At 37.9% G+C, this 25229-nt stretch carries 35 protein-coding genes, 1 tRNA gene and 1 pseudogene; 8 read left to right on the top strand and 29 right to left on the bottom strand.

The window, feature by feature from the left end; translation table 11 throughout:
• Nucleotides 1-7: 7 nt before the first annotated feature.
• The 24 genes and pseudogenes from F957_RS02460 to F957_RS02350 all read right to left on the bottom strand — a co-directional run bounded on the left by F957_RS02460 (nt 8) and on the right by F957_RS02350 (nt 14817).
• Complete coding sequence (locus tag F957_RS02460; protein WP_016542995.1) at nt 8-799, bottom strand: hypothetical protein; 792 nt, start codon at nt 797-799, stop codon at nt 8-10.
• An 82-nt stretch (nt 800-881) separates the two neighbouring features.
• Nucleotides 882-1268: a hypothetical protein gene (locus F957_RS02455; protein WP_016542996.1), complete on the bottom strand. Its 387-nt coding sequence runs from the start codon at nt 1266-1268 to the stop codon at nt 882-884.
• A 68-nt stretch (nt 1269-1336) separates the two neighbouring features.
• The gene (locus F957_RS02450) at nt 1337-2446 is read right to left on the bottom strand and encodes a minor capsid protein (RefSeq protein WP_016542997.1); all 1110 of its coding nucleotides are present in this window, start codon (nt 2444-2446) and stop codon (nt 1337-1339) included.
• A 9-nt stretch (nt 2447-2455) separates the two neighbouring features.
• Nucleotides 2456-3796: a DUF4055 domain-containing protein gene (locus F957_RS02445; protein ID WP_016542998.1), complete on the bottom strand. Its 1341-nt coding sequence runs from the start codon at nt 3794-3796 to the stop codon at nt 2456-2458.
• Between the two features lie 40 nt (nt 3797-3836).
• Entirely contained in the window at nt 3837-5153 is a 1317-nt protein-coding gene (locus tag F957_RS02440; RefSeq protein WP_016542999.1) for a phage terminase large subunit family protein, read from the bottom strand.
• Nucleotides 5137-5694 (bottom strand): DUF2280 domain-containing protein, encoded by a 558-nt coding sequence (locus tag F957_RS02435; protein ID WP_016543000.1) that lies wholly within the window; start codon nt 5692-5694, stop codon nt 5137-5139. Before F957_RS02435 ends, F957_RS02440 begins: the two co-directional genes overlap by 17 nt.
• Before the next feature lie 58 nt (nt 5695-5752).
• Entirely contained in the window at nt 5753-6394 is a 642-nt protein-coding gene (locus F957_RS02430; protein ID WP_016543001.1) for a putative metallopeptidase, read from the bottom strand.
• On the bottom strand, nt 6363-6797 hold the full coding sequence (locus F957_RS02425; protein ID WP_016543002.1) for a hypothetical protein: 435 nt from the start codon (nt 6795-6797) through the stop codon (nt 6363-6365). Before F957_RS02425 ends, F957_RS02430 begins: the two co-directional genes overlap by 32 nt.
• Nucleotides 6798-6858: 61 nt before the next feature.
• Nucleotides 6859-7302 (bottom strand): type III toxin-antitoxin system TenpIN family toxin, encoded by a 444-nt coding sequence (gene tenpIN / locus F957_RS02420; protein WP_016660602.1) that lies wholly within the window; start codon nt 7300-7302, stop codon nt 6859-6861.
• Nucleotides 7303-7556: 254 nt separating this feature from the next.
• Nucleotides 7557-7809, bottom strand: a pseudogene (locus F957_RS20890) (hypothetical protein).
• An 85-nt stretch (nt 7810-7894) separates the two neighbouring features.
• A complete protein-coding gene (locus F957_RS02415; protein WP_016660603.1) occupies nt 7895-8275 on the bottom strand; it encodes a hypothetical protein in 381 nt (126 codons plus the stop codon).
• 125 nt (nt 8276-8400) lie between these two features.
• Nucleotides 8401-8667 carry a DUF6953 family protein gene (locus F957_RS02410; protein ID WP_016543005.1) on the bottom strand — a complete coding sequence of 89 codons (267 nt, stop codon included), beginning with the start codon at nt 8665-8667 and terminating at the stop codon, nt 8401-8403.
• Between the two features lies 1 nt (nt 8668).
• Nucleotides 8669-8890: a YodC family protein gene (locus F957_RS02405; RefSeq protein ID WP_016543006.1), complete on the bottom strand. Its 222-nt coding sequence runs from the start codon at nt 8888-8890 to the stop codon at nt 8669-8671.
• Nucleotides 8891-9184: 294 nt separating this feature from the next.
• Complete coding sequence (locus F957_RS02400; RefSeq protein ID WP_016660604.1) at nt 9185-9433, bottom strand: hypothetical protein; 249 nt, start codon at nt 9431-9433, stop codon at nt 9185-9187.
• A gap of 340 nt (nt 9434-9773) precedes the next feature.
• On the bottom strand, nt 9774-10292 hold the full coding sequence (locus F957_RS02395) for a hypothetical protein (protein WP_016660605.1): 519 nt from the start codon (nt 10290-10292) through the stop codon (nt 9774-9776).
• Between the two features lie 128 nt (nt 10293-10420).
• The gene (locus tag F957_RS02390) at nt 10421-10747 is read right to left on the bottom strand and encodes a hypothetical protein (RefSeq protein ID WP_016543007.1); all 327 of its coding nucleotides are present in this window, start codon (nt 10745-10747) and stop codon (nt 10421-10423) included.
• Nucleotides 10748-10807: 60 nt separating this feature from the next.
• The gene (locus F957_RS02385) at nt 10808-11284 is read right to left on the bottom strand and encodes a hypothetical protein (RefSeq protein ID WP_016543008.1); all 477 of its coding nucleotides are present in this window, start codon (nt 11282-11284) and stop codon (nt 10808-10810) included.
• A gap of 3 nt (nt 11285-11287) precedes the next feature.
• On the bottom strand, nt 11288-11701 hold the full coding sequence (locus tag F957_RS02380) for a DUF1064 domain-containing protein (RefSeq protein ID WP_016660607.1): 414 nt from the start codon (nt 11699-11701) through the stop codon (nt 11288-11290).
• Entirely contained in the window at nt 11698-12531 is an 834-nt protein-coding gene (locus tag F957_RS02375; RefSeq protein ID WP_016543010.1) for a DNA adenine methylase, read from the bottom strand. Before F957_RS02375 ends, F957_RS02380 begins: the two co-directional genes overlap by 4 nt.
• Entirely contained in the window at nt 12528-13472 is a 945-nt protein-coding gene (locus F957_RS02370; RefSeq protein WP_016543011.1) for a helix-turn-helix domain-containing protein, read from the bottom strand. The genes F957_RS02375 and F957_RS02370 overlap by 4 nt, the downstream gene beginning before the upstream one ends.
• The gene (locus F957_RS02365) at nt 13469-13756 is read right to left on the bottom strand and encodes a hypothetical protein (RefSeq protein WP_016543012.1); all 288 of its coding nucleotides are present in this window, start codon (nt 13754-13756) and stop codon (nt 13469-13471) included. Before F957_RS02365 ends, F957_RS02370 begins: the two co-directional genes overlap by 4 nt.
• Nucleotides 13753-14037 (bottom strand): S-ribosylhomocysteine lyase, encoded by a 285-nt coding sequence (locus tag F957_RS02360; RefSeq protein WP_016660608.1) that lies wholly within the window; start codon nt 14035-14037, stop codon nt 13753-13755. The genes F957_RS02365 and F957_RS02360 overlap by 4 nt, the downstream gene beginning before the upstream one ends.
• 57 nt (nt 14038-14094) lie before the next feature.
• Nucleotides 14095-14547, bottom strand: coding sequence for a phage regulatory CII family protein (locus F957_RS02355; RefSeq protein WP_016543014.1), 453 nt, complete (start codon nt 14545-14547; stop codon nt 14095-14097).
• 24 nt (nt 14548-14571) lie between these two features.
• Complete coding sequence (locus F957_RS02350) at nt 14572-14817, bottom strand: transcriptional regulator (RefSeq protein WP_016660609.1); 246 nt, start codon at nt 14815-14817, stop codon at nt 14572-14574.
• A 1-nt stretch (nt 14818) separates the two neighbouring features.
• Between F957_RS02350 and F957_RS02345 the strand changes: the two genes are divergently transcribed.
• Genes F957_RS02345 through F957_RS02335 form a run of 3 tightly spaced genes read left to right on the top strand, consistent with a single transcriptional unit; the run spans nt 14819 to nt 17805 of the window.
• Nucleotides 14819-15595: a LexA family protein gene (locus F957_RS02345; protein ID WP_016543015.1), complete on the top strand. Its 777-nt coding sequence runs from the start codon at nt 14819-14821 to the stop codon at nt 15593-15595.
• A 55-nt stretch (nt 15596-15650) separates the two neighbouring features.
• Nucleotides 15651-16811, top strand: coding sequence for a ParB N-terminal domain-containing protein (locus F957_RS02340; protein ID WP_016543016.1), 1161 nt, complete (start codon nt 15651-15653; stop codon nt 16809-16811).
• 10 nt (nt 16812-16821) lie between these two features.
• Nucleotides 16822-17805: a hypothetical protein gene (locus tag F957_RS02335; protein WP_016543017.1), complete on the top strand. Its 984-nt coding sequence runs from the start codon at nt 16822-16824 to the stop codon at nt 17803-17805.
• A 26-nt stretch (nt 17806-17831) separates the two neighbouring features.
• On the opposite strand, the gene F957_RS02330 is transcribed toward F957_RS02335, so the two are convergent.
• Nucleotides 17832-18767, bottom strand: coding sequence for a DNA cytosine methyltransferase (locus F957_RS02330; RefSeq protein WP_016543018.1), 936 nt, complete (start codon nt 18765-18767; stop codon nt 17832-17834).
• 709 nt (nt 18768-19476) lie between these two features.
• Here F957_RS02330 and F957_RS02320 point away from each other — a divergent pair.
• The 3 genes from F957_RS02320 to F957_RS02310 all read left to right on the top strand — a co-directional run bounded on the left by F957_RS02320 (nt 19477) and on the right by F957_RS02310 (nt 21018).
• Nucleotides 19477-19854 carry a hypothetical protein gene (locus F957_RS02320; protein ID WP_016543019.1) on the top strand — a complete coding sequence of 126 codons (378 nt, stop codon included), beginning with the start codon at nt 19477-19479 and terminating at the stop codon, nt 19852-19854.
• A gap of 11 nt (nt 19855-19865) precedes the next feature.
• A complete protein-coding gene (locus F957_RS02315; protein WP_016660612.1) occupies nt 19866-20585 on the top strand; it encodes an ERF family protein in 720 nt (239 codons plus the stop codon).
• A gap of 214 nt (nt 20586-20799) precedes the next feature.
• Nucleotides 20800-21018 carry a hypothetical protein gene (locus F957_RS02310; protein ID WP_016543022.1) on the top strand — a complete coding sequence of 73 codons (219 nt, stop codon included), beginning with the start codon at nt 20800-20802 and terminating at the stop codon, nt 21016-21018.
• On the opposite strand, the gene F957_RS02305 is transcribed toward F957_RS02310, so the two are convergent.
• The gene (locus F957_RS02305; protein WP_016543023.1) at nt 21015-21443 is read right to left on the bottom strand and encodes a hypothetical protein; all 429 of its coding nucleotides are present in this window, start codon (nt 21441-21443) and stop codon (nt 21015-21017) included. The genes F957_RS02310 and F957_RS02305 overlap by 4 nt on opposite strands.
• Nucleotides 21444-21551: 108 nt before the next feature.
• A tRNA-Ile gene (locus F957_RS02300) sits at nt 21552-21628 on the bottom strand.
• Nucleotides 21629-21907: 279 nt separating this feature from the next.
• On the opposite strand from F957_RS02300, the gene F957_RS02295 reads away from it, so the two are divergent.
• Complete coding sequence (locus F957_RS02295) at nt 21908-22453, top strand: 1-acyl-sn-glycerol-3-phosphate acyltransferase (RefSeq protein WP_016543291.1); 546 nt, start codon at nt 21908-21910, stop codon at nt 22451-22453.
• 142 nt (nt 22454-22595) lie between these two features.
• Nucleotides 22596-23345, top strand: a complete 750-nt coding sequence (locus F957_RS02290) for a YebC/PmpR family DNA-binding transcriptional regulator (protein WP_004653079.1) — start codon at nt 22596-22598, stop codon at nt 23343-23345.
• A 43-nt stretch (nt 23346-23388) separates the two neighbouring features.
• Here the strand turns inward: F957_RS02290 and F957_RS02285 are convergent, their stop codons facing one another.
• The gene (locus F957_RS02285) at nt 23389-23859 is read right to left on the bottom strand and encodes an Lrp/AsnC family transcriptional regulator (RefSeq protein ID WP_004661600.1); all 471 of its coding nucleotides are present in this window, start codon (nt 23857-23859) and stop codon (nt 23389-23391) included.
• Between the two features lie 456 nt (nt 23860-24315).
• Nucleotides 24316-25086 carry a glutathione S-transferase family protein gene (locus tag F957_RS02280; protein ID WP_016543290.1) on the bottom strand — a complete coding sequence of 257 codons (771 nt, stop codon included), beginning with the start codon at nt 25084-25086 and terminating at the stop codon, nt 24316-24318.
• Between the last annotated feature and the right edge of the window lie 143 nt (nt 25087-25229).

Genomic DNA, 25229 nt, shown 5'->3' on the forward strand with positions numbered 1-25229 from the left:
CTTCTCCTTAAAGATTAATACCGTGTTTTGCAGCAAGTTCTTTAGCCAGCTGCGGATTTTCATTTCGTAATTGCGCAAGTTTGGTGAGATTCACTGAACCATCTGCTTTGAGGATGTCGACCTGACCTTTGGTATTGGTACTACCTGGTGCACCAGTCCCGTTTGCTTTTGGCCAGAAGTAAGGCTTTTGCTCGCGCAGGGATTCAACCCATTCTTTTGGTGATAATGGCGTCTTGCCATCTTTACCAATGACCACTTCACCTAACTCATCAACAGCTACCGCTTTGCCGTCCTCATCTAAAGCGAATTTAGATTGAGCAAGGAATGCAATGTCTGCAGTCGCTTCTGGTAGTGCTTCAAGCTCGACAGCAGCCTGGACAATCTGACCCTGTACCACTGATTGCTTAAACTTATTCGCATAAGCTTCCGCGTTATTTGCTCGCGTAGTTTCAGCATTCAGCAACTTGGCATGTTCTTCACGCATCTTCTCGGTGCGCTTCTGAATCACTTCATTTACTTTGCCTTCAGCAATAAGTTTGGCTTCTTCGTCCTGATCAATTTGGGCAAACACCTTTTTCACAATTTCAGGATCAATGCCCTCAAATTGTTTCTGTAAACGTTGCAGTTCCTGTTTTGCAGTCTTAGCGGCATCACGCTCGCTCTGTAAAGCAGACTTCAAACCTTTAGGATCTTCATAGCCGTCTAGGTCAAGGCGGAACTTTCCGTTCTCCTCAACATATAAAGCACGGTGCTCTTCTTTGATTTGGTCTAGTGAATCCACAATGAATGGCAATGACATGTTCAAACCTCTCGATTGATTTAGCTAAGCCTTATCTCAAGGCGTAAAAAAAGCGCCTTAAAGGCGCTTTGGGTGATTAAAATTATTTGATTTTGAAGGAGGGATTATTAGTAAAATGATTTGAAATTTTTTGCTTATCAATTCTTACTAAGGTTTTAGGCGGAGCAGATTCAACGTCTAGTTTAAACCCTTTTTTCAATTTATCTTCCAAAATATCTATCAATAAATCTGTAACAACAATTTTATCTTGATCACAAAGAATATTATTGGTTCCGTCAGCAAGGTGAATTTTATGAATGTTTGATTTAACAAATTTTTTCAAATTAATTGAAATTGGCTTATCGTTGACAATCTCAGAATATAAAACAATCCATTTCGTTGCATCTTCTTTATGAACTCGTACTTCAAGCTCTAATGTTTCTTTTTTACTATTTTTTTCCGCTCTAATTTTTAGAGATTCAATATTCATATTTAATTTAACCTTTTATTAATTTTGACTTAAGATAATATCATGATTTTAAATATATTTTGATCTAATTAAATAAATTTAAAATCTTTTAATATTTGCTCATCTAAGTTTTTTAAATATTCCAAGGAATACAAACGCCCCTCAGGATCAAAGAACTTGTCAAAATCAAATTTACCTTCCTTATAGAGCTTAAAGCGCTTGGGCCCTAACCACTCTTTCTGAAAGAAATCATCTGTTTTCTTAAAGAACTCTTTAAAGGTGGTGTTCGCATCGATCTGGCCAATGAGCTGATCACGCTCATCGTTTGGTATGTCCTTAACTCGTCGTTCATCCATCACAAATGGACGTTGACCAACCAACAAACCATCTTTATCGACGGGTACTAAAATACTCCGACAATTAGGATGCAACGGCGGTACGCGCTTTGCAGGATCGTGGATCTCCCAAACAGTTCCATCCAATGATGCACAGAGTTTTGAAGTTCTCCCGTCCAGTGTTGCAACCAACCTGACATATTCAAACCCCAACTGATTGAAGCTATTTAAATATGCTTGATTTGCGACATGGCTGCGTACTGTCCTCACCGTGCGCTCGATGTCAGCCTTACTGGTATTTAGGATGCCGTCCTCATAATTCTGGCGTTTGGTACCACGAATGCGTTGGATAATTTCCTGATTAGTCTTTCCGCTGCTGATGCCGTCCCGAATTGTATATTCAACTTTCTGCCGAGCACTTGTAGCAATTTTGGAAAGTAAGTCATCAACCAAAGCACCGCCTACTAACGGTGTTTTCTTCGCTGAAGAGTAAAGCTTATTTCCATTAGGCTTCCTGGTCTTGCCGCCGTACAGCTTAGCAGTGTAATTTGCTTCATATACCGCCAAAGCTGTAGCAGAAACGGCGAAAACCTCAGGAATGGAAGTACTTAAACTGGCGAACCACTGTGAAATGAGATCTCGAATCTCTTTAAGGTTGGTTGTGGTATATAGCCCACCAGCCAAAGCAATCTTTTCTGCATCATTTAACTCATCTAGCAAATCCCGAAGCTTTGAAAGCATTTGGTCTGATTCAGAGTTAAATAATCTGGTTAATTCATTCACCGATTGAGATGAGACCCGATACAAATAAGCCTGGTGCTGAGTGAGCACCTCAATCAGATTCTTAATTTCATCTGAAACCATTTAACACCTCTACAATGGCAGACTATCCCGCTCTGCTTCCACACGTATCAATTCATCTTGATATTCATGTGATGGCAATTTACCTGTAGCGATATATTCCCAATATGTTCTAAATGAGTTTTTACCTTGTAATGCACCTTCATAAAGTTGCTTGGCCAGATTGATATCGTATTGCTGAACAATAAACTCAGGCTTCACGGTAAAAGAATATTTAGATGGATCTAACTTGAGCCACTGAGCCGCATACTTAATAGCTTGTTCAATGGCCTCGGCAGCACACATCACAATGCTGTGTAAGCTGGCATGCTGATCATCCTGACGTGCACGGCGGGCTTCGCCTGATTCCTGAGTATTGGTATCAATGACCTTGGCGCCAGCTTCCAGTGCAGCATTCTTTTGGGCATCCATTTCCTTTTTGGTCATATCAATCCCATCACCTGAGATTTCCAAGTAACCACAGGTTGATTCCTTAGGTAAATCCCATACGGCCATTACACCTGTGACACTGATATCTGAATTATCATCCAAGCCACTGATCCATGGTTGAGGGTGCGCCGTATGGTGCAAAGACTGAAAATAATCTGCACTCAACTGGTAATACTTCAATGCCGCTTTGGCCATCGTCAGCAATGGTACCGAACCCACATGTGGTGAATTGTCCGTGGTACCGCAGAAGACAAACGGCGTAAAAGAAAGTTGGTTACCACCCAGATCAGGGGTTTTATCTTCTGGTATTGAACCATCGAATAAACGTACAGTTAAAGCGCCGTCTTTCATAGATAAAACACGGTGCACGGTTTTAGTATCATGGCCAAATTCATCAGCACTGTTATCAAACTGCTCCTCGAGCACCAACAGCTTAAGATCCTTACGCCCTCCGATGCTATTTTCTTTCCAGTTGATAATCGAAAGCGCATCATACATAGCGAAATAAGGTACGCCGTCTGCATCCACGTCTACCAATAAACCACAGCGACCGCATTCGAGCAGTTCAAGGCAAATACGGATAAATAACTGCTTAAGCCCAAACCCATCATTGGTCGCGTTATTAATCAAACCAACCAGCAAAGAGCTTTCAATAACAATGTCTGGCTCAAGCTTTGATACCAAGCCGATCATGGTTCGTAATGAATCTTGAACCCATAGCGGATATTGAGCACGGTTCACATAAGCCTTATAGATCTCACCTGCAGTATCACCTTGCTTCTCTGCTTCGATCATGCCAGCGGATTTAGGTAAATAACGAACAGCAGCTTGTTTAATCTCTTCTTCACCAGCAACAGCATCTCGCATCAGCTGCCAGCTTTTTTGTGCAGCAATATACTGCGGATGTTTATCAGTAACTGCCATAAAAACACCGTAAAAAAAGCACCTGTAAAAGGTGCGTTGGTTAAGACATACCTCGGATCCTTCGCATTCCCACTGACTTTTTGTCGATCGGGAATAAATACGCGATTGGATAAGTACCTGCATCATTCATATGGTCAAAACCTGACTTCTTATCAGGCTGGCCATAATCATCATAGATCTGACGTTCCAGGCACTTCGCAAAGTGCGGACACTTGGTTACGTTTACGAATAATCGACGCTCCGACAAGGTATTGCAGAGCATGCCATTCATTGAGTTAATACGATCCTTCACAGCAGGGTTTCTGCTGTTGACGTGAACCTTAAAGCCAGCCTTTCTAAGTAGCGCCAGATCTGTTTCACTGGCGTTGCTAGACTTGCGGTTTTCACCTGAAGCATCAGGATAAATACCAATCTCATGATCAGGATAACGTTCCTGAATTGCCTCAATCATTGCAGGGGTATCAAACAGATTCACAAACTCATCTACAGCATGCATCTGCTCTCCACGGCGAACATAAACCACTGCTGCCATCTTGGTGACGTTAAAGTCCATGCCTATATGTAAAACGTCATTCGGCTGAACTATCTCATTTGATGCGCTTAGCGTTCGATTAAAGCAATAGAAAATAACGCCCTGGTAACTCTCAAAACTTGCCTCGTATTCCTGGCTGAAGGTTTTAGGATCCATCTTGCGTTTTGCAACAATGATCTCTGACTCAGGAATATTCCCACCCTGTAAGGATGTATAAGAGAAGCTTCTACAATCAGGCTCATGCCCAGGCTGGCCATCCATGAAAGTGTCATAGCAATGGTTAAAGCCTTTCGGTGTCCCGATCCTTAATACATGTCCACCGACACGCTGTTCGCCGTTTACCACATACTTACAGGTTGAAAGCATTGGGCGAAGTACTTCTTCCCAAGCTGCCCATTTACAGTCGGCCCATTCATCAATAATCAAAAAGAATAAGCCAGATCCGCGTAGGTCATCATAATTATCAAGACCGACAACTCGGATAACGTGGCCACTTCTTAAAGTAATTGAACATTCAGTTTCATTTGGCTTGCCTGCACGCCATGATGCTGGGATGGCTTGTTTTAACCGTTTCCAGAAAACCCGCTTAGCTTGTTTAAATGTGGGTGCTGCATACCAGATTTCATCCTCAACGGATACTTTCCATTGAGCCGCTAGTCTTGCTGCTCTACGCATCTCGGCTTTGGCCAAAAAGGTTTTACCAAAACGGCGACCACAAACTGCGTCCCGAAAACGTGCTTCTTTCTGCCAGCCCCATAAATAGATATTGGCCTGTTTCGGAGTTAATTGAACTGAACCCTCAGGAGGATTAAAGAATTGGCTCATTCGGTATCTCCTCATCAGGATTCAAAACAATTTTGTAATCCTCATCAGGTGGTCGATGCTCCGGTGGATTCACTTCACGCTGCAGCTTTTGCAGTTCTAGCTTTTTAATCTCAAGCTCTACATCGGCTTTGGTCTGGCCTGCCTCATCACCGCTGCCTTTAGTAGGCTGCCCACCTTTCTTGTCATAAAACCCCTTCATGATCTTTTGCATCTGTTCAACAATCTGGAGTGTAAATTTGACGTTGTTCTTTTTAGACCAGAGCAGATCATTCAGGATCTTCAACTGAACGATGTCATTTGCTCCACTGATTTTACTCAGTGGCTGTTCGAGATACTCTTTCCGTGTTGCTTCAAAAACATCCCTGAATTCCTTCCTTAAATCCCGACCAGCAACCTTATTGGGGTCATAGGCTTCAACTTGCTGCGGTGACACATCGATGTTGAATTTTTCCTTGATGTCCTTAACAACTTCGGTGGGTGTCATGAATTGCGCAAGTGACCGAACTATATAGAGTTGCTCGGCTTTTTTTAGCTTTGCCATAATTCAAAATCCATCAAGGCCCATCAAGGAAACAGGCCAAAAAAATGAGCCTTATGGCTCAAGTAATAGCGCATGTCCCGCAGCACTTAGTAATGCTTAGATCAGATACAAACGGCGGTTGCTTCGCGACCTCAACAAGACGCTTAACGTTCTCGCTTGCCCCATGTCGTTTGACTACGCCTATAAACTCTTCAACGTCATGCCCCGCTAAATAGTGCTTAGGTAAACCAGTATTGTCGCTATAGACAATCTCACCGTCTTCATCTCGCTCAACTCCTATGTGATACAGCTCATGCTCAATCAAAGCACAAAAGTTTCGATCAGTGGTTTGCTCACAAAAGCTTGCATCTATAGTAATTAAATAGATCGGTACAAATCCAAACCAGTCTCGCATCTGTTGCTCTTGCCTTGCTTTGCGCCATCCACCAACGTTAAACATGACTTTTTCACATTGACCTAAAACCATTTGCTTTTTAACGGTACAAGCCTGTGATGCCCATGCAAATGCTAGAAATTCTTCATTGTCATGTAGCAACTCGGCTATGTGGTCATGATCAGGGTTATAAAGCTCAGCTTCAGCAGTGAGATAATTGGCTATTACCCATTCTTTTAAATCTGGTGCTGGTGCCAGCCGAATTGCTTCTTCTTCCTCAGCTTGATCCAAGAGTTCAGTCGGCGGAAATGGTCGAATCTGATTCATTTTTTAGTCTCTCAAGCTCACCTTTAATCCAGTGAATGACATAGCCCGATAATATTGAATCAGGATGAAAACGCTCAATCTTATATCCCAATTCTTCAGCTTGATAATACCGATCCATACTCCAAGCCTTATTTGCTAGCTTTCCACCGCGACCGCCTGACCATGGCCCGCCTTCTATTTCAATCAGAAAACGTAATTTCACGATGTGGAAATCGAACCGCCAATGCTTTGTGTGGATAGGTTGGAATTTACTTTCAAAGCCAATGGCATGATCTGTCAGTTCTTCTTTTAGGGTTTCATAGGCTTCTAAATAGTTTTGTTTAGCTTTCGGCAACGGCGTGTTGCGTGGCTTTGATTTATGCTCGTGCTTTTTCGTGAGTTGAAAATATTGATCAACTTTCATATTTCACCCAATAAAAAAGCCCCTTTAGTAGGGGCTTTAGAAAGCAAGTAAATCAAATGAATTAAGGAAGACCTAATTCGGAATGAAAATATTGTAATGTACAAAACTTAAAACGATTATCTGTTGTGCTAGTTCCCTTACCAACGCATTCGATGTAACTTGACACATACTCTTCAAATTCAGATGTAATCTTCTCTTTATGCACCTGAATTTTGTCAAACTCTTTCTGATTTCTAAGTCTAAATGTGGTTGTATCAATATCTTCTTGTTTTACGACCAAGGCTTTGGAATAATCCAAACCATTCCAAAAAAGTTGCTTCCCTTTTTTGATAGGAATTGTTTTAAACCCATTACTATGATTCAAATTACTGCGTAAAGGGATAGCATAAGTTATCCCCCCCACGGTTAATGAGATAATTCCATACCCTCTATTTTTTTCCAATACCTGAGCACGATCTTTAGCTATTTCGTTATAAGCATCTTGTTTTAATGATCTGATATCCATACTTTACCTTTGCGCACAAAAAAACCCCTAACGGGGCTTTCTTGTGTAGAATAATCCAAGGAGGTTAATACTATTTAATGTGGGGATGCCTCTACCGCCACTCATCCATTGAGGTTGATGCTATTTAACAAGGGGATACCTCTACCGCCTTTCATCTACAAAATAATAATAACCCATATCAAAATTGCTTGCAAGTAATTTTGATAAAAACCATGTGACATCTGATTGTTTCAATTGTCTCCCCCTCTTCTCTGTTAAGAAAGGTATGAATATTTATGAGCCAAATGTTTATTGGCAATTGCTATTGTCTCGGCATAAGGGAGCTCAGCACAAAGCCAAAATCGATATGTATTACCTTCAACAATATAGGATAGACGGTTATACGATATAGGATTGGCGGTTATACGATGATTGCTTGGTAGCATCAATTTCGCTTGCTTCAAAATAGGTCCCTTCTCGGTCAGTCACAACCACACCGTCCAGATCACCACCAATACAAATATTCATCATAATTATCCGTTAAATTATGAATAACAGCTTAACACATAAAGTAAAAAGCCCTACCGAAGGAGGTATTTGAATAGAAATTACACTAATTTGGCACTAAGGCTTTTCTATCGCGTATTTGATAAATGAGTACACCAATTTGTAAAGCTACGAATAATCCAATATTTCTAAATAAATCAAATATAAAGTCTGAGCTTCCAAATGTTAAATCTGTCAAAAACATGAAAAATACCAATGTAGCATGCAGAATTAAGCTCTTTCTCCATTTAATATCAGAAGCTGTCGCAGTGTTTAAATAGCCTATTGTTACAGCACCAACAATCATAACTATTACGCCCAAAATCAAACCAAGTACTTCATATTGATTTGTAGTGAAGTAAAAAATGGATTTTACAATTCCTGCTAAAATGAAAAAACCAAAAAATGATCCAATTGAATTTCTTATATAGTAGTAATTGTTATCCATACACACCCTAATAATATTGCAACATTAAAAAACCATATTTAAATTTCATTTTTATATTTAAGCCTAAGCTTTATTTTAACTTTTTGTAAGCAGAAAAAAGCCCACCTTTCGATGAGCTTGTTTTTTTAACCTCTAGCCTCTCGGCCAGATTCATCTTCAGGAACCCTATAGCGCCAATAACGATCAGGCTTAACCCAAACTACGTTGTGCTCAGTTTGTTTTTTGAAGCCGCTATTTACATTCAGTTTTAAAACAAGATTACCTTCCGCATTTTCCTTAAGATATTGCGTTTGATCATTTTTAATCAGGTAATCAACTACATCTTCTTGATATAAACAACCATCTTTCTCAAGATTGGTAAGCATCCATTGAATTACATCTTCAATTGACAATCTATTCCCCTTGTTTCTTAACTAAGATTAAACTCACTTCTTGAAACTTCCCAGATTCTAGTTTTTTTCCAGCAAACCATTGGCATTCATATATTCCTGAAAATTGCGACTCACCATTTAAAGGTGTTGTTCTAATCCTTTTTAAAATAGTCATGTCAGGGCCTCCAGCATTCAATTTAACAATATCGCCAAGGTTATATTTTGCTACTCTTAACTCGCTCATAATATTCTCATAAATTATTATAGAAATTATTATTTTGGTACAAGTTATTAATTTTCAATCCATCTTTAAAAAAAATTTAAAGCCCCGCCAATAACATATATGTCAGCGGGGCTTCATATGCCGTAATCCCTTCAGCAAATATTCATGTCAAAAATCGTCCTTGGTTCGGGGGGCACTACCCGTTAAATTAATGTTTTCATCTTCATTCTCCTGACTGATCGCTTATGCATGTCAAAAGTACCTATGATAAATTTTTAGGTAATAAAAAACCTCCCTAAGGAGGTCTAGATTAGATTACAATTTAGAAATCAACCTAACTTCTAAGCCATTTCTAGAAAAAAATTGCTCATTTCTTCTTTTATAGACAACATCATAAAGTATTACCGAATTTATATAAATTGTACCAACTAATTGAGTATCGCTTTTTCTTTCCAACTTCCTCTCAACTTCCATAACAGCTGGATGTAATTGTTGACTGTCATCTTTTATTAAAACTGATTCATACCAAAATTTTTGGTAGATCACATTATTGATTATTTTCATTTGAAACTCTCTTATTACCTGAAAGCATCAAACTAACATTAATGGTTAAACTAAATCTCACTATCTGTTGACAGCACAAATTACAAGATCAGAAAAAAGCCCACCTTCAGGTGAGCTTTTTTCTTTTATTTAGGTAATGTTACAGACTCTTCAATCTTCACAATAGGTGGAGTCTCTATATCAGGTGGCGTAGGTCTCGAAGGAGGCTGATTTGAATGGTTATTTGTCATTTCTTAATTACCTTATCCTTATCTAGACTTCTCTCAATCACAACTACTGGAGGAGTTGGTATGTCTGGCGGTGTCGGTCTATTGTAATATATTGAAGTCATTATCATTCATCATATTGAATCAATTATGATCAATATTACAGTTAAAATAAACATAATTCCACAAAACTTTATTTCACTAAATGCTCTTTTTAGATAATCAACTTTAATTAGGCAACCCGCCTCGTATAAGTCTATTACTTCAACAATTTTTTTAGACAAATTGTAATACACATGAGAAATTTCATGCTCAACAAATAATTTTACAGTCTCAATACCTGTATCTAATTTTGCTACCGACTCCACTCTCAAAGCCTGAAACAAAAATCTTGCAATACTGCACAAAGAAAAAAAAGTTAAGACTATTAATACAACAATGAAGCAATACAATCCTCCTTTTGAAGAGTTATCAAAAAGATATTGCTTAGAGAAAATGCTTAGAGCAGCAATAATCAGAGAAATGAAAGTTAAATATTTAGACGCTTTATTCTCCAAGCCAGCATAACGAGCCTTAATTAAGTCAAGTTGCTTAGTTTGATATTCAAATAATGCTTTATAACTATCTTTATCTAATTCATTGTTATTTGACATAATAACATTCACCCTCAAGGGATAAAACAAAAGCTCGCAAACGCGAGCTTTTCATATTGGCGTTAAATAAAAATTCGCCAACGTAACACAAATATGCCATAACTTGTGTACACAATCAAGTACCTGCCCTATCTTTCACAATTATCTAGATTTAAATTATAAAATATTACTGTAATTTCTTTGGTTAAATAATCTAGAAATTGAAACTTTGCAGTTGGTTCAGGGGTCTCAACCAACCAAAAAGTATATTTTTCATCATCCAATGAATATTCAATCGTTTGATTGAAGAAGGATACACAACCAGCAAGCATCTTTAGATCATTCAACTGAATTACACATTCAAATAAAAAATTTGCCTTTTCTAAAGGCTGATTAGCTTTATCAAAGTTAATTTTTGTGAGCTTGTAAATTGCATTACTAAAATCATAAATAGCTTGATCAGGTGTAGATTTCATTTCGTTAATACCAATGTTCTTTATTGAGATAAAGATTAATACTTTCATGAATAAATATGTTTATTTTTCAAGCAAATCAACTTTAAAATTCGGATAACGTCCTGAAATAAATGCTAACCCGCACTTCATATCTTGGCGAATCTGAATAGTTGATGTTTCAAAAATTTCAGCAGCCTTTCTTAACTTGGTATTATCTACACAAACACACCAGATAACATCAAGCCAAGCTTGTAATACATCACTTTCATGCTGCCTTAAATCTAACACTAATTTTTGAAATGCACGTGCTTCATTATCATTTATGTCGCATAACATTCCTTTGTTAAAGAAAGGCTCCTGAAAGCTCTCATCTCGCAAATACTTTACAAGCAATTCTTCTCTCTGTTTTTGGCTTAATTTCTTTTTAGGCAGAGATTTATAAAATTTCTGCTTTCTCTGTGTATCGCCATTAATCCATGCCCCAAATTGACGGAACCAGCCCTCTAGACTAAATCTCGACCAATCTGTTGTTTGCATAATAGTTAATTTTGCATTCATTGTTCATACCTCTTTAATATCAATGCCGTGAACCGTTTTCATTAAGTGTTTTTTAGTGCGATAACTTGGTAGCTTTCTGGTTGCAGCAGACTTCACATCCTCAACAATGTATGTACCTTCGCCATTGTAGTAAGTGAAATCCGCAAAGTATCTAACAGCTGGCTTTGCTCTCATTTCCCCTTCTAATTTAGTCTTAGGTGCTAGTTCAAATTTAGTGTGATGTTCTAGCCTGATAATCTCCCCACGCTGCTGCATCGCTTTGAGCTCAATGTACCGTTTGTATTCTTTTTTGCTGTCAAAGGTCATACCGTCAAGCTCAACCTTCTGAGCATTGAACTTATTACGTTTAGCGACCTTAGGCTTATCACACTGTTTAAGAATTTCACGGCGGTACTGATCGATGCTCATTGAGCTCATGCAAGTACCCCGAATAAGTCATGCCCCTGAGCAGCAGGATTAAGCCACAAACATTCTGTGCGTAGTGCAGTCCCACGACCAGCAGAAATGCGGGCGCTCATATCTAAACGTTTCCAATCAACTAAGAATTCGTCATATAGATCGCTTGCATAACCTGAAAGCATTACCATTCCATTTAGGTTGACCATTGTTTCAAGTAATTCTTGATGATCTTGATCACTCATTTCATGCCGATAGATCCGACCAGTTTGAGCACCGTCATAGCGGGTATCCATGACATATGGGGGATCTACATAGTGAAGAGTTGATTCTGAATCATGATCTTTGAGCACTTGAACAGCAGGACGATTTTCAATTAATACACCACTTAAACGCTGCCCTATAAGGCTCAAGTGTTCAGGATAATTTACCCATAATGATTGCGCTGTTCCGTATTGGCGCTTTGTATCTATACGGAAACCAGTTATGCCTTTTGTTGCACCAGCTGACCCAAATCCCATCTGTGCACGGATACAAACACGGCGTGCACGTTCAACTTTATTTTCTGTTTGTTCCCAAGCATTTTCGAAATCTGCCCGGCTATAGGGAGTTAAAACCAATTGCTCAACAAGTTGCTCTCTCGAGTTAGAATCTCTTAACACTTCGAAAAGGTTTACGATATCGCCATCAAGATCATTGTAAACGTCTGCATATGAACGCGGTTTTTGGAGTAAAACACCTGCCGCACCTCCAAATGCTTCTGTATAACAAACATGATTTGGCATATTAGAAATTATCCAATGTGCTAAACGAAATTTGCCTCCGTGGTACCGAATCAAAGGGTGTTTCATGCCGCATTCCCCTTTTGCTCAAATCCAACTTGGGTTAAGTACTCAGCCCATTTTTGGATATTCCTCGGATCTTTCAGCATGGTTTCTAAACGCACTGCAAGCTGCTCGTGAGATTCATTACCTACGGCGTATTTCCCGAAATCTGGAATACGAGATAACTTCCCTGCTAAAAATTTGATTTGTTTTTCAGTGAGGTTGTTTTCAGATTTTGATTCCTGTTTCTTGCTTGGTTGAGCAGATCGATTCATGCGGTCGAGTTTTGCCTTTGCCTCAAGTAACCAGTTTGCAAAGTGGTAAATCATGAGTTCATCACACATAGATTTTTCAGCATTGAATTTCTCGAATGCTCTAAATTCACGATTGAACCAACTTGCTGAGATGATCTCATTCGGATTGATCTCAGGATTTGCTTGAGCAATTTCATCACTCAATTTTTTTGAACAGAGCCAGTGTTTTTTATTTTTAGATTCTATTGATAGATTCTTTGATAGATTCCGTGTACCAATATTGGTACTGTTTAATGGAAATGTTGGTACTCTTTCAGGGAAATGTTGGTACTGTTCCAATGTTGGTACTGTTTCAGAATTTAAGCCTTGCGTATCAATGCTTTCATCTTCTAAGTGTTCCATTGTTGGAACTGTTTGCTCACGACCTTGTACACCAATTAATCGGTACACAATTACTTGCTTAGTTCTGCCCTTTCTTTCGCCTGTATCAAAAATTACGCCGTCCAAAATCAGCTCTTCTAAAATCTTAAAAAGCGTCTTTTTATTGATTTGACAATCTTCTGCTAATCGACCAGTACTTGGATAACAACAATGCTGTTCATCTGCCCGGTCAGCCATAGATAACAAAACTAATTTCTTTAATGCTGGGGAAGATCCACCCTTCACTGCTGTGAATTGTTTTTTCCATGCCCAGACTGTTGCATCTAAACTCATGATTCACCAACCTTGGGTCTTACATATCCGCCCATGTACTCAATCTTTCGAGCGTTATACAAACTCGTTTCAATCTCTCCCGCCGTATGCAATGAAATACGGCCAAGGTGAGCAAGTTGTTGTCTAAACTCTTCACGGGTTATTGCCGCATTTTCTTCGGTGTATCCACGCCTACGGAGATTTGCTTTATTGCGTTCAAGCAATTTATTAAGAAGATCCAATGCAGGTTCATACCAAGATTGAATCGCTTGAATCTGCTTGTAATCTGGAAGTCTTGTATTCATGAAACCTCCGCTAATGCTTGTGCTGACTTGGTGATACGGCGTTGAGCTGATAATTCAGAAACGGATGCATGGCGGATCTCATTGATCGCAAGAAAATATATGAATCCTGTTTTACATCCAAGTGGCTTGCACTTGATAAACTCGTCATATGAACCGTGCTCTTCTTCCACAACTTCAAATATGTTTGGAATTACTCCTTCGCAAACTGACACCACCATGTCCCCCACAACAAAGTCGCTGTTGTGGGTTGTTACTTCGTTTGTTATATTTATTTCATTCATTTGATTTACCTCGATTGAATATGACCGTCTGACCTGTTACAGCAGGAAAGCGGTTTTTTATTTGTCCTGAATACAGGCGTTAATTTGTTGCTCGAGAGTGGCAAGCAGTACATGCATTTCGTGTATAACCTTTGCCATGTCGATTGCCTCGCCTTGTGTTATTCGTCCATCAGCAAGCATTTCTCTAAATTGCTTGCTTACATTGCCTTTCTTGATGCCGATATTTAGAAAGGTATCCATCAGGCAACTGTCCCTTTTGCACTCAGGTATATCTGGTAAGTCGATGGCTGCTTTGCCATGTTCTGCACAGATCGCCTGAAGTATTCGAAAATCCCCTGTTATGCCCATCAGCTTTGAAGCTTCAAGTAAAGTCAGGTGATGTGTTTCCGTGTTGGGGTTGACTTTACTGTTGAGTACCGCAGGGCTTTTGATACCCATGCGTGCTGCAAGCGCATTTGCTCCGCCTTTAAAGTCGTGAACCGTGTGATAAGCCGCATCTAATATGTTCATTGCGAGTCCTTTTGAACGTGTTTATTAGATGGCGAGTTGACTACTATTTTGAGTAGAACGAATGTATACCCAATTAATGTCTGGTCTAAGTTCTTCAGCTTTTACCTGACCATTCGTAAATTTTTCAATTGGCAGGCAACGATCTTCAGGGATTCTCTCGAAATTCCACTTACTTAAAGCCCATGGAGTAATTTCTATTCCCCTGGCTAATGCCGATTTACTACCAGCAATTTTTATAGCTTTTATCAATGCTTCTTTTGGAGTGCTCATAATGCAACCGAACCCACTACTTAAAGTAGAAGATAATATACAACTTAAAATAGAATTGGTGCAACCTAAAATTCAAGATAAAATTCTACCTTATGTAGAAAATGGACAAGTTTCGATGCCACAGCCTAAATACTTGGATTTTGCTAATCGCTTAAAAGAGCTGATGGAAAAAGAAGGCTCGACAATCAAAACTGTTAACCAATTAAAAGACACTATTGGCGTTACTTATGAGATGGCTCGCCGCTACACATTAGGTACAGCAAAGCCAAGAGAAGAAAAACTACAAACCTTAGCTAATAGTTTTAATATTGATATTAGTTATTTGGATCATGGAACTAGTTTAGAAACAAATATCTCAAATCCTTTTCCAGTAGCAGGTCGATTAGTGCCAGTTATTTCATGGGTACAAGCTGGTACTTGGACTTGTACTGAGGGTGTGCCAGCCGGAACGCAATTTGAAGAGTGGTTACCACCCAATCCTAAATGTGGAAAAAATGGCTACGGTTTAGAGGTTGTAGGTGAATCCATGCTTCCAGACTTCCGCCCTAGTGATAAAATTTATGTAAATCCTGACTTTCAAATAAGTGATTTAAAAACAGGTGATTTGGTTATCGTTGCATGCGATGGGGAAACAGAAGCAACCTTCAAGAAATTGATTGTAGAAAGCAATGGTATGTATTTAGAACCCTTAAACCCGAAATGGCTTGAGAAAATCATGGAGCTTCGTGAAGGATGCAAATTGGTTGGTAAGGTTGTGGGGTTATATAGGGATGTCTGAACATATTACTCCTCAAATAAAGTTATTCTTTAATTAATATAAGGTTTAATTACTCATGGAATTAGAAATAAATACCGTCAGACATTTACCAATTAGTGAACTCCTTTTAGACCCATTAAATCCGAGACTTGGGGAGTCAGCTAATGAAAAAATTACGCAAGATCAGATAGTTTCATTAATTATTAATAACTTTGGTATTGACGATTTACTTAGCTCAATGTCATACAATGGTTATTTTGAAGCTGAACCTCTAGTTTGCCAAAAAAGAAACGGTCAATATTATATAATTGAAGGTAATAGACGACTAGTTACCTGTTTAATTTTAGGTCAAGATCCTCGAGCAAGAAACCATATTAAAGATTTCAAACACTTCATAGATTTACATAATGAAAGAGGAAGTCCAAATGTCATAAATCTTCCTATTGTCATTTTTAAGGAGGATGAAGACCCTAAAAAAATAAGTGCTTATCTAGGAATACGCCATATTGTTTCAACTAAAGATTGGGATTCTTTTGCTAAAGCAAGATGGATCAATGAAACCATTACAAATCAAAAAATTTCTATAAAAGATATCTCAATTATGACTGGTGATAAAAGCGGAACTATTAAAAGCTTACTATCTGGTTATAATTTCATGAATCAATTAGAAAATGACCGAAAATTCAACAGAGATGCGACTGTTCGCAAAGGCAGAGGTAGCAATGTGAGTTACCCATTCTCTTGGGTATACACTTTATTTAATTATCCAAATGCTCGAAATTTTTTAGGTCTTGAGTTTTTTACTGATGAAGACAAACCAAATTTAAATCCAATTCCTGAAAATAAACTAGATGATGCTGTTTTCGTAATTGATGCTTTATTTGGTAATAGTAATAAAGGGCAAGATTCTTTATTAAAAGATTCTCGTGAAATTCCTAAATTCGCAGAAGCTCTTGGGAATCCAGAAAAAGTATATTTCCTTAAAAAAGGAAAAAGCTTATTAGAAGTTAATAATTTAACTACAAATATCAATGAACGCTTAGAAACCATTTTCTTTGAATGTATTGAATCACTAGAGGATGCTCGAGATCGTATTACGAAAGAACCTCAAAATATTATTCAGCAAACTATTGCAGATAGCGATGATAAAATTATTCATATCAATAAATTATTAAAATCCATCAGGCAGCAACTTTCAGAAATTCAATCTAATTCTAAAGATGATCTGGAACTGTAAGGCGAACTAAATGTCAAATCAAAAAGTTGTCATAGATGCCGATCAAACTGAATTAGAGGCTCTTCTAAACTCATCTGCTCCATTAGATGCTGGTGTAATGGATGATCGCCATGCTAGTGCTTTGGACTCGATAGATACTGAAGAATTAAGTAATTGGGCTGCTAGAGATGCTGAATTAGATGATTTAGGGTCTGATGTTTCTACTGAAATAATTTATAGAGCAAAATTATTAGACGATGCTTATCCTTTTAAAATTGAGGATGGAAGTCTAAAAATTAAAGAATCATCAATAAATTTATTTTATATATTTTGCTTAATCTTATCTCAATCAAAATTAAAAGCTCAAAAGGGAGAAGCTGCATATAATCAAATGATGGCTCGATTCTTTGAGAGATCAACTTTAGGAATTATTCGTTGCTCATTGGGGCACTTAAGTAGTGGACATCATTTTGGCTTCCCAAGAGATAATGGAAGTAATATTAAACAAGCTATAAACTCATTGCCGAAAGATTTAAATATTTCAAAAGAATGGAAATATAATCCTATAGATTATGTTGAAAATGAGGTTTCGAATCAAAAAGATTTAGGAATCGATCAGATTATTTGGATCAAAAGACCAGATAATCGTACTTTCTCTCATCTTTTCTTTTTAGGTCAATGTGCTTGTGGTGATGATTACATAAATAAGTTTAATGATATTGATATTAATAAGCTCAATCAATATTTTCGACCATTTACTCACACTCAACCAGTAAAAATGATGAGTATTCCATTCATCCTTACAGATGATGATTTTCAGAAAGTTTCAAATAGAGCAGGTTGGCTTTTTGATAGAATTAGCTTAGCAGGTATTTATAATAAACATCCTGAATTGAATAAAGATTACGATGAAAAACTTATTGAACTTATATGTAATTCGACACCATACGGCGAACGATTTAAAAAGTCGTCACTCTATAAGAAATTAGCACCAGTTGAAAAAAGTGAAATTTAAATAAATGGTAAGTGTTAAGCTTACCATCAAAAATAATTTTTTAGTTTTTTTGCAATAACTTCGAATAATGGTGGTGGGACAGCATTTCCCACTACTTTATATTTGTTCTCAAGATTAACTTCTTGCTCACGCGGAAAAATTAGATCTCGAAAACCTTGAAGTCTGGCTGCTTCTTTATACGTAAAACGACGAGCTGGTTCCGAAGTTGAAAATTCCCATTGATCAGTACCAACTTTTACCATATCAGGGCTAACAGGGTGAAGAAGCATATGTCTTGCGCTGCTTACCATTGTCCGTGAAGTTTCGTCCCACCCTCTTTTACGGTTTCGTGACATATAATACCAATGAAAATCATAGTTATAGTATTCACTTACATTTGGCCAAAGAGGCAAATTCTTGAGAGCTTCCCGAATTGAAATTTTTGGCATTAATCCAATACCATGAGTAGGTTCTGGAAATTGAAACTCAAGACCATAATCATTTCGAATACCTACAATAAAGATTCTTTTACGCTCTTGAGCCACACCATAATCGGAAGCATTTAGTACTTTAAATTGGACATTGTAACCAGCTTCTGAAAAGACTTTAATTTGGTCTTGCAATAGATGCTGGAACGTTGCACTGGTCATCCCAGAAACATTCTCAACAATAAATCCTTTAGGCTTAATGTAATTTAAAGCCCGAGCAAACTCTTTATACAAATAATTTAATTTATTGTCTGCTTGGCGCTTACCACCTTGGCTAAATCCTTGGCAAGGATAGCATCCAGCTAGTATGTCTGCTGAAGGAAAATGTTCCAACTCAGTGATGCTTTGCAAAATGTAATCTGTTTCAGGATGATTAGCCTCATAGACCTCTTTAGCATATGGTAAAATATCATTGGCCATAATGACGTCAAATCCGGCATTTATTAATCCTGCGTCAGACCCACCGCAGCCCGAAAAGAGTGAAACAGCTTTCATTTTTTTCCTTTAGAACACTACCTTCATAGGCATGAAATCCTACGAATAGTACATTAAGATTTAATATATCACTAGCAACTTCTTTTGATATACAACCTAATTCATAGTGAATTGCTCACTTAAAAAGCTATATTCGTAATAAAAATGTGGAAACTCATCAATTTGCTTTTAGAGATAGGTTTTCTTTGCTAACTACAGAATAAAAAAGCAATCAAAAGTAGAAGACAGGAGATTTAATATTGACAAATTTTCTACTTTTAGTAGTATTTATCTCGTAATCAACAAAAAGCCCCGTGCTCTTGGCGGATGAACGGGGCTTTGCAATTAAGCGAGATAAGTATGAAACAAAAGTCTACACCTAGTCAAACGTCCCAACGTTTACATCAACACCCTTCTGCTACTGATTATCAGGTCAGTACACTCGATTTCATCAAAGTTAATCTAAAAGATGCGCTTAAGCTATTCCCTATTCTAGTTGTAGTTTTCCTAATTTGTATCGTTCAAATCTTTGTTGTTTACAGCATCTTTGGAGGATAAGCAAATGGGACAATTACATACAGCTTCCAACCCAAAAACCAAGCGATTAAACTCGTCATTATTGAACAAAATACAACCGACAAGCTATGACGCACAGAGACTTGTAAGCCCTGTAAATACTAGGGTTTCAGCATCATATACACAGGGTAAGACCAAGAATTTGGACCCTGTCATGCAAAAGAAACGCTATACCACACCTTTCGCGCAGTTCATCTGTAAAGACGTGAACGGCTACTACAACGTACGCCTTGGCCCAAAAATTTATCTGGTCAACGTATCGTTAAATTACACCCCTGATTTTGACGGTGAATTCTTTGGTGGTGCACAAGCTGCACGCTTTGAATGGCATTCTATTCTGGTTAAAGAATCAGTAGAAAGCGAAGTACGCCCCATCACTGATGAAGAATTAGCTGTTTATTGGCTAAAAGGTAATATCAAGAAAATCGTAAATTACCAACGTGCCATAGAACGCATAGCTCGAAGCCAAACACCACGCTATAGCAAAGAACAACGGATTGATTACCGCAACGCGCAATATAACGGTGCCTAAGGAGATTTATGATGAATGCAGCCGTGAATCAACAAATGGCATCAACCAGTACACTAGATGCCTTACAACTTATTCAGCTTGAGTTAAAAGCACCAAAGAGCAAATACAACAGCTTTGGTAAATTCCATTATCGTAGCCTTGAAGACATTCTTGAAGGTGTTAAGCCACTGTTGCAAAAGTACGGCGCTACCCTTGTTGTTAGTGATGAAGTACAAGAGATTGGACCAGTCGTGGTGATTACAGCCAAAGCAGTCTTTACTGATCCTCAAGGCAAACAAACCATGACTACCGCACATGCTGGTGTGGAGATCAATAAAAAAGGAATGGATGTCGCTCAGACTTTTGGCTCGTCCAGTTCCTATGCGCGTAAATACGCATTGAATGGTCTGTTCCTGATTGATGATACCCAAGATGCCGATACTGATGCATACCATCAACAAAGCAATACGCAGACTCAGAACAATCAACAGAATGCCCCTGCTCAAAATCAGCAGCGCAATCAGAACCAACAACCTGCACAGCAACAACGGCAGCAGCAAAACCAAAATGCTCAACCAAATGCAGCACAACAACTGACCAATGATTTTCAGCAGGCGTTAAACGCAATTCATCACACCGACAAAGAAGCAGATCTAGGTGCGATCTATAAGCAGTTTAAAGGCACACGCTATGAAGCTCAGATTGTGCAGGCCTGTAAGGCAAAAAAGGACATGGAGGGTTGGAGTGCGTAAAAACCTACATTTTTAAGTATGTGGCCAAGCTTCACGGCAAAGGCAGCTTACGAGGACGTGTAGAGGCTACGACAGCTCTCCAGGCTAAACAACAGATATTGCAAGGCAATGAATTGATCAAGGATGTCTCAGTATCGCTATTAACCAATCAAAAGGCTGCACGCACGCAGTCTTTTGAAAAGCTTAGTAATTAGAAATGAAATTTGGAGTAAAAATGCAAAAAGTCCAATTAAAACCAGAAGAAAAACTGCAACAGTTAATAGAATCAGGCGCAAGCCTAGTGAACTCAATAGATGCTGCAACAATCCTTGGCTATAAGCCAAATACACTTCGAGTTTGGGCAAGTACAGGAAAAGGTGACCTTAAACCTGTACTAACAAAAAATGGTGCTAGATGGCGTTTAACCGATATTCGCAATCTTATAGGGGCTTAGGCCCCGTTTATCTTTTCTAAAATCACTAAAATTGCTTTTACCTTTTCTTTTATAGCTTCTCTATTTTTATATAAATCTGTATCTGAGACATCCTCATCTACGGGATTAGGGAAATCAAAAATACCCATTCTTTTTTCTTCTTCAACTAGACGAATATGTTCTTTAATTAAATTTTTATAATCAGATAATAATTTTTGTATTTGATTTGGATATTGATTATAAATATTAGGATATTTCTCAAGAAATTCTTTTAATTGAGAAACATCTATTCCTTTTAGCTTATCGGAATTAGGATCAAACTTACGAAATTGTTCTTCAAAGAAATCACGTAATTCTTTAGTTAAATTATTTGCATGTTTCCTACGTTTCCACCCAAGTAGTGAAACACTCTTTTTAAAAATTTGCTTAAGCCTAACTAATATCATTTCTATTTCCCCGTATTGTTGTTTATTAAAATTGATTACATAGTGATTACATGGATTTTAATATTAAAAAAGCACTTACAATTAATGCATGTAAGTGCTTGATATATATGGTGGGCCCACCGTGACTTGAACACGGGACCAACGGATTATGAGTCCGCTGCTCTAACCAACTGAGCTATAGGCCCTAAACTTGAATCATATTATGTATATGATGAATGCTGCCTGATCTTAGTAAAATTTAACTTAAATTACAAGCAGATGATTTTATCAAATTACTAAAATAATGTTAAAAATCATAAACTGCGCTGATTCTATATGATCTTTACAGCTTGAGTAAAGATGATATTGCACTATTTTGATCATTAATAAGACATCTAAATTTATTTTGATCTGGTATTTTCAGATATGTATTTTCCTGAAAAGTCGTATTACACTGCTGCGACTCAAAGCCTATGATGATAAACATGAAAAAATTTTTAGGAAAATCTATTTTTAAAGCAACAGGTTGGGAATACAAGGTTGATCCAGCCATTTTAGAAAAGAAACAAGTCATTATCGGCTTCGAGCATACCTCCAACTTAGATACCATCCTCTCCCTCGCTTTATTCGAAATTTTAGAGTTAAAAATTCATACCTTAATCAAAAAAGAATTATTTAAAGGACCATTAAAACCGATTTTGGAACGCTTGGGAGGCATCCCTGTGGATCGCAAAGCCAATAAAGATATCGTGACGCAAATGGTTGAACTATTTAACCAAAATGCCAGCTTTAATCTGGTGATTGCACCTGAAGCAACACGCGCCAAAGATGGTGAAGAACGCAAAGCAATTCGTACGGGGTTTTGGCATATTGCCAAAGCAGCCAATGTGCCAATCATTTTGATGTATGCTAATGCCCGTACCAAACAAGGCGGTATTTTAGGGAAAATTTATCCATCCGATCTACAACAAGATCTGGAAAAAATCAAAGCGCTCTATGCGGAATACGATATCGACGTAAAAATTAGCTAAAGCATTTAGTTTATTTGATCAATCTTTGATGCTTGATCAAGATTTTACAGTTTGAATATGAGTGATGCTAGTTTTCAACAAAACCATCGCTATGCTAATATTCCTGCACTTTTTTTAAGTTTTATTTTTTGGAGTTACTTCCATGGCGGGTCATTCTAAATGGGCCAATATTAAGCATCGTAAAGCTAAACAAGATGCCAGTCGCGGTAAAGTTTTTACTAAATACATCCGTGAAATCGTAACCGCTGCACGTTTAGGCGGGCCAGATGCTGCAAGCAACCCACGTTTACGTGCTGTTGTTGAAAAAGCACTTTCTGTGAATATGACACGTGACACCATCAACCGTGCAATCCAGCGTGGTGCAGGTGGTGAAGACAATGATGATTTAAAAGAAGTTACCTATGAAGGTTATGGTGTGGGTGGCGTTGCAGTTATCGTTGAAACCATGACCGATAACTTAAACCGTACTGTTCCAGATGTTCGCCATTGCTTCTCTAAAACCAATGGTAATTTGGGAACCAATGGTTCGGTGGCTTACCTATTCACCAAGCGTGGTGAAATTTCTTTTGAAGATGTTTCTTTAGAAGACAAAGTCATGGAAGTTGCTTTAGAAGCGGGTGCTGATGATATCGAGATCGACGAAGATAGTATCTTGGTGATTACCAGCCCAGAAAGCTTTGGTGATGTCCAAGATGCGCTGACAGCTGCAGGTTTAAAATCTGACAATGCTGAAGTTGTGATGAGCCCATCGACTAAAGCTGAAATCAACGATATCGATCAAGCTAAACAAATCATGAAAATGATTGATATGCTTGAAGATCTTGATGATGTTCAAAACGTTTATACCAACGTTGAATTCTCTGAAGATGTATTAACGCAACTTGATGCTTAATTCATTTAGATCAGTAAAAAATGCATCTTTTTAGATGCATTTTTTATAGCTTATTTAAAAGCTTATAGCAGTTAAAGACATTATATTCTTTGATCACGAAGCTTGAATGTAGTGCAACGACACTGTCAATTTTACCAATACGGCGTAATAGAATTTCACTATAGTCATCCATATTGCGTGCCACTAATTCCAAAATAAAATCGGCACTCTGCCCCGTCACAAGAAAGGCATTGGTGACTTCTGGAATATCTTCGATTTCTTGCAGAAATTTATCAAAGGTTTCGCTATCGTGTTTGCTCAATGAAACCTGTAAAAGAATATGTAAGCTAAAACCCAATTTATTAAAATTAATTTCTCGTTTCAGTTGCCCCATCACTTGCGATTCAATCAAGTTTTTAATGCGACGATGTACTGAACTCACTGAAAGATTAATACGCTCTGAAAGCTCATTCAGATTGACATCCTCATGGGTCAAAATTTCCAGAATTTGTTTATCAAAACGATCTAATTCCATTCTACAGTTCTCACTCTGAATTTATGTTTTTATCGGAACTGCGCACTCAGTAATTTTTAAGGGTCAAGGGAAAACATTCGTTTAACTTTTGACGATGCTGCATGGATAACGCAAACATGATTCCGATAAACTTTTGGTTTATCTCTGTCTCAAAGCCGAAACAAGACCTTTTGAGCAACTGTTCAACTGATCTCCCAATTGTTGAACAACTTGTTTCGATCCCCATCACACCCTGAAACATAAGATAGCAAAGCCTTTTTATAATTATTTCCCTCTTTTCAGTTTTTTTAAAGTAAATTTGGCAATAATTTCTAATATTTTCAGCTTAAAACGAATTTTCTTTTAAAAATTAATTTTATTCACCGATAATTTTTTACTTTATCGGTCATTTTTCTGTTTTCTTTCCCATAAAAAAAGCCCCAATTAAGCAATCAGGGCTTTTCTACAACAACTTATTTATAAACCACGCCAATCGACCCGTGCATTTCGTTCAGTGGCGTAAATGCGCTGTACATATTGTCCAATCGGCAGATCAGATAAATAATCATAATATTGTTTTAGTTCGCCGTTAAACTGCTCAATATCATCATTTTCCAATTCCCACGGTGTCCCTTTAATCACTAATAAAGGTGCAAGAATTGCACAGACCGCGATATCGGCCAAACCCAGACGATCACCGACCATATAACGTCCTTGATTATCAATCAAACGCTGGTTCAGATCCGTGATCAACTCAGTCATTCTAAGCTTAGACTCGGTCACTTGCTCAGGATTCAACTTATAGTTGGTCGAAACTAAGCTTTTTAAGATCGGCTTAGAAATTTTTTCAAACTGGCGTAAATAACCTTGCTCACCCATCATGATTTCAAGCGGATGGTCACCCACTGACAATGCATGCGCCAATGACCAACGACGCACATGGACACCAAGTTCATCAGCTAACTTGTCAATTTCTAAGGCTTGCTCACGTAACTGTTCATCACGTCTCAATAAAGCATGCTCTGGATAGGTGCTATCCAGATATAAGGCGATTTGCGTTGAATCGGCAATCCAGTGTTTATCATCTTTCAACATTGGCAATAAGTATTGCCCAGATTTTAGATAGGTAAAAGCACGGTGAAAACCAGGAATTAAATTATGTGCCACATAGTCCAATTCCTTATGATCTAGCAACCAGCGAGCTTTTTCACAATAGTGAGACAAAGGAAATTGGTATAAAACCCGCATAGACTCTCCAAATTTATTTTTCTACTCGATCAAACATAAGGTTTTCCCTACTGTAGAAGTAAAAGTGAATCAATACAATGTCCTTTTTGCTCGATCTTCTATAATTTCGGCGAGTTTGCTTTATAAATATTCGTGGTGAGATT

Origin of the sequence: Acinetobacter gyllenbergii CIP 110306 = MTCC 11365, from assembly GCF_000413855.1 — a bacterium.
Classification (GTDB): domain Bacteria; phylum Pseudomonadota; class Gammaproteobacteria; order Pseudomonadales; family Moraxellaceae; genus Acinetobacter; species Acinetobacter gyllenbergii.

Coding starts and splice junctions, on each gene's coding strand:
- F957_RS02460 (WP_016542995.1), bottom strand. CDS start 799: ATGTCATTGCCATTCATTGTGGATTCACTAGACCAAATCAAAGAAGAG.
- F957_RS02455 (WP_016542996.1), bottom strand. CDS start 1,268: ATGAATATTGAATCTCTAAAAATTAGAGCGGAAAAAAATAGTAAAAAA.
- F957_RS02450 (WP_016542997.1), bottom strand. CDS start 2,446: ATGGTTTCAGATGAAATTAAGAATCTGATTGAGGTGCTCACTCAGCAC.
- F957_RS02445 (WP_016542998.1), bottom strand. CDS start 3,796: ATGGCAGTTACTGATAAACATCCGCAGTATATTGCTGCACAAAAAAGC.
- F957_RS02440 (WP_016542999.1), bottom strand. CDS start 5,153: ATGAGCCAATTCTTTAATCCTCCTGAGGGTTCAGTTCAATTAACTCCG.
- F957_RS02435 (WP_016543000.1), bottom strand. CDS start 5,694: ATGGCAAAGCTAAAAAAAGCCGAGCAACTCTATATAGTTCGGTCACTT.
- F957_RS02430 (WP_016543001.1), bottom strand. CDS start 6,394: ATGAATCAGATTCGACCATTTCCGCCGACTGAACTCTTGGATCAAGCT.
- F957_RS02425 (WP_016543002.1), bottom strand. CDS start 6,797: ATGAAAGTTGATCAATATTTTCAACTCACGAAAAAGCACGAGCATAAA.
- tenpIN (WP_016660602.1), bottom strand. CDS start 7,302: ATGGATATCAGATCATTAAAACAAGATGCTTATAACGAAATAGCTAAA.
- F957_RS02415 (WP_016660603.1), bottom strand. CDS start 8,275: ATGGATAACAATTACTACTATATAAGAAATTCAATTGGATCATTTTTT.
- F957_RS02405 (WP_016543006.1), bottom strand. CDS start 8,890: ATGAGCGAGTTAAGAGTAGCAAAATATAACCTTGGCGATATTGTTAAA.
- F957_RS02400 (WP_016660604.1), bottom strand. CDS start 9,433: ATGAAAATAATCAATAATGTGATCTACCAAAAATTTTGGTATGAATCA.
- F957_RS02395 (WP_016660605.1), bottom strand. CDS start 10,292: ATGTCAAATAACAATGAATTAGATAAAGATAGTTATAAAGCATTATTT.
- F957_RS02390 (WP_016543007.1), bottom strand. CDS start 10,747: ATGAAATCTACACCTGATCAAGCTATTTATGATTTTAGTAATGCAATT.
- F957_RS02385 (WP_016543008.1), bottom strand. CDS start 11,284: ATGAATGCAAAATTAACTATTATGCAAACAACAGATTGGTCGAGATTT.
- F957_RS02380 (WP_016660607.1), bottom strand. CDS start 11,701: ATGAGCTCAATGAGCATCGATCAGTACCGCCGTGAAATTCTTAAACAG.
- F957_RS02375 (WP_016543010.1), bottom strand. CDS start 12,531: ATGAAACACCCTTTGATTCGGTACCACGGAGGCAAATTTCGTTTAGCA.
- F957_RS02370 (WP_016543011.1), bottom strand. CDS start 13,472: ATGAGTTTAGATGCAACAGTCTGGGCATGGAAAAAACAATTCACAGCA.
- F957_RS02365 (WP_016543012.1), bottom strand. CDS start 13,756: ATGAATACAAGACTTCCAGATTACAAGCAGATTCAAGCGATTCAATCT.
- F957_RS02360 (WP_016660608.1), bottom strand. CDS start 14,037: ATGAATGAAATAAATATAACAAACGAAGTAACAACCCACAACAGCGAC.
- F957_RS02355 (WP_016543014.1), bottom strand. CDS start 14,547: ATGAACATATTAGATGCGGCTTATCACACGGTTCACGACTTTAAAGGC.
- F957_RS02350 (WP_016660609.1), bottom strand. CDS start 14,817: ATGAGCACTCCAAAAGAAGCATTGATAAAAGCTATAAAAATTGCTGGT.
- F957_RS02345 (WP_016543015.1), top strand. CDS start 14,819: ATGCAACCGAACCCACTACTTAAAGTAGAAGATAATATACAACTTAAA.
- F957_RS02340 (WP_016543016.1), top strand. CDS start 15,651: ATGGAATTAGAAATAAATACCGTCAGACATTTACCAATTAGTGAACTC.
- F957_RS02335 (WP_016543017.1), top strand. CDS start 16,822: ATGTCAAATCAAAAAGTTGTCATAGATGCCGATCAAACTGAATTAGAG.
- F957_RS02330 (WP_016543018.1), bottom strand. CDS start 18,767: ATGAAAGCTGTTTCACTCTTTTCGGGCTGCGGTGGGTCTGACGCAGGA.
- F957_RS02320 (WP_016543019.1), top strand. CDS start 19,477: ATGCAAAAGAAACGCTATACCACACCTTTCGCGCAGTTCATCTGTAAA.
- F957_RS02315 (WP_016660612.1), top strand. CDS start 19,866: ATGAATGCAGCCGTGAATCAACAAATGGCATCAACCAGTACACTAGAT.
- F957_RS02310 (WP_016543022.1), top strand. CDS start 20,800: ATGCAAAAAGTCCAATTAAAACCAGAAGAAAAACTGCAACAGTTAATA.
- F957_RS02305 (WP_016543023.1), bottom strand. CDS start 21,443: ATGATATTAGTTAGGCTTAAGCAAATTTTTAAAAAGAGTGTTTCACTA.
- F957_RS02295 (WP_016543291.1), top strand. CDS start 21,908: ATGAAAAAATTTTTAGGAAAATCTATTTTTAAAGCAACAGGTTGGGAA.
- F957_RS02290 (WP_004653079.1), top strand. CDS start 22,596: ATGGCGGGTCATTCTAAATGGGCCAATATTAAGCATCGTAAAGCTAAA.
- F957_RS02285 (WP_004661600.1), bottom strand. CDS start 23,859: ATGGAATTAGATCGTTTTGATAAACAAATTCTGGAAATTTTGACCCAT.
- F957_RS02280 (WP_016543290.1), bottom strand. CDS start 25,086: ATGCGGGTTTTATACCAATTTCCTTTGTCTCACTATTGTGAAAAAGCT.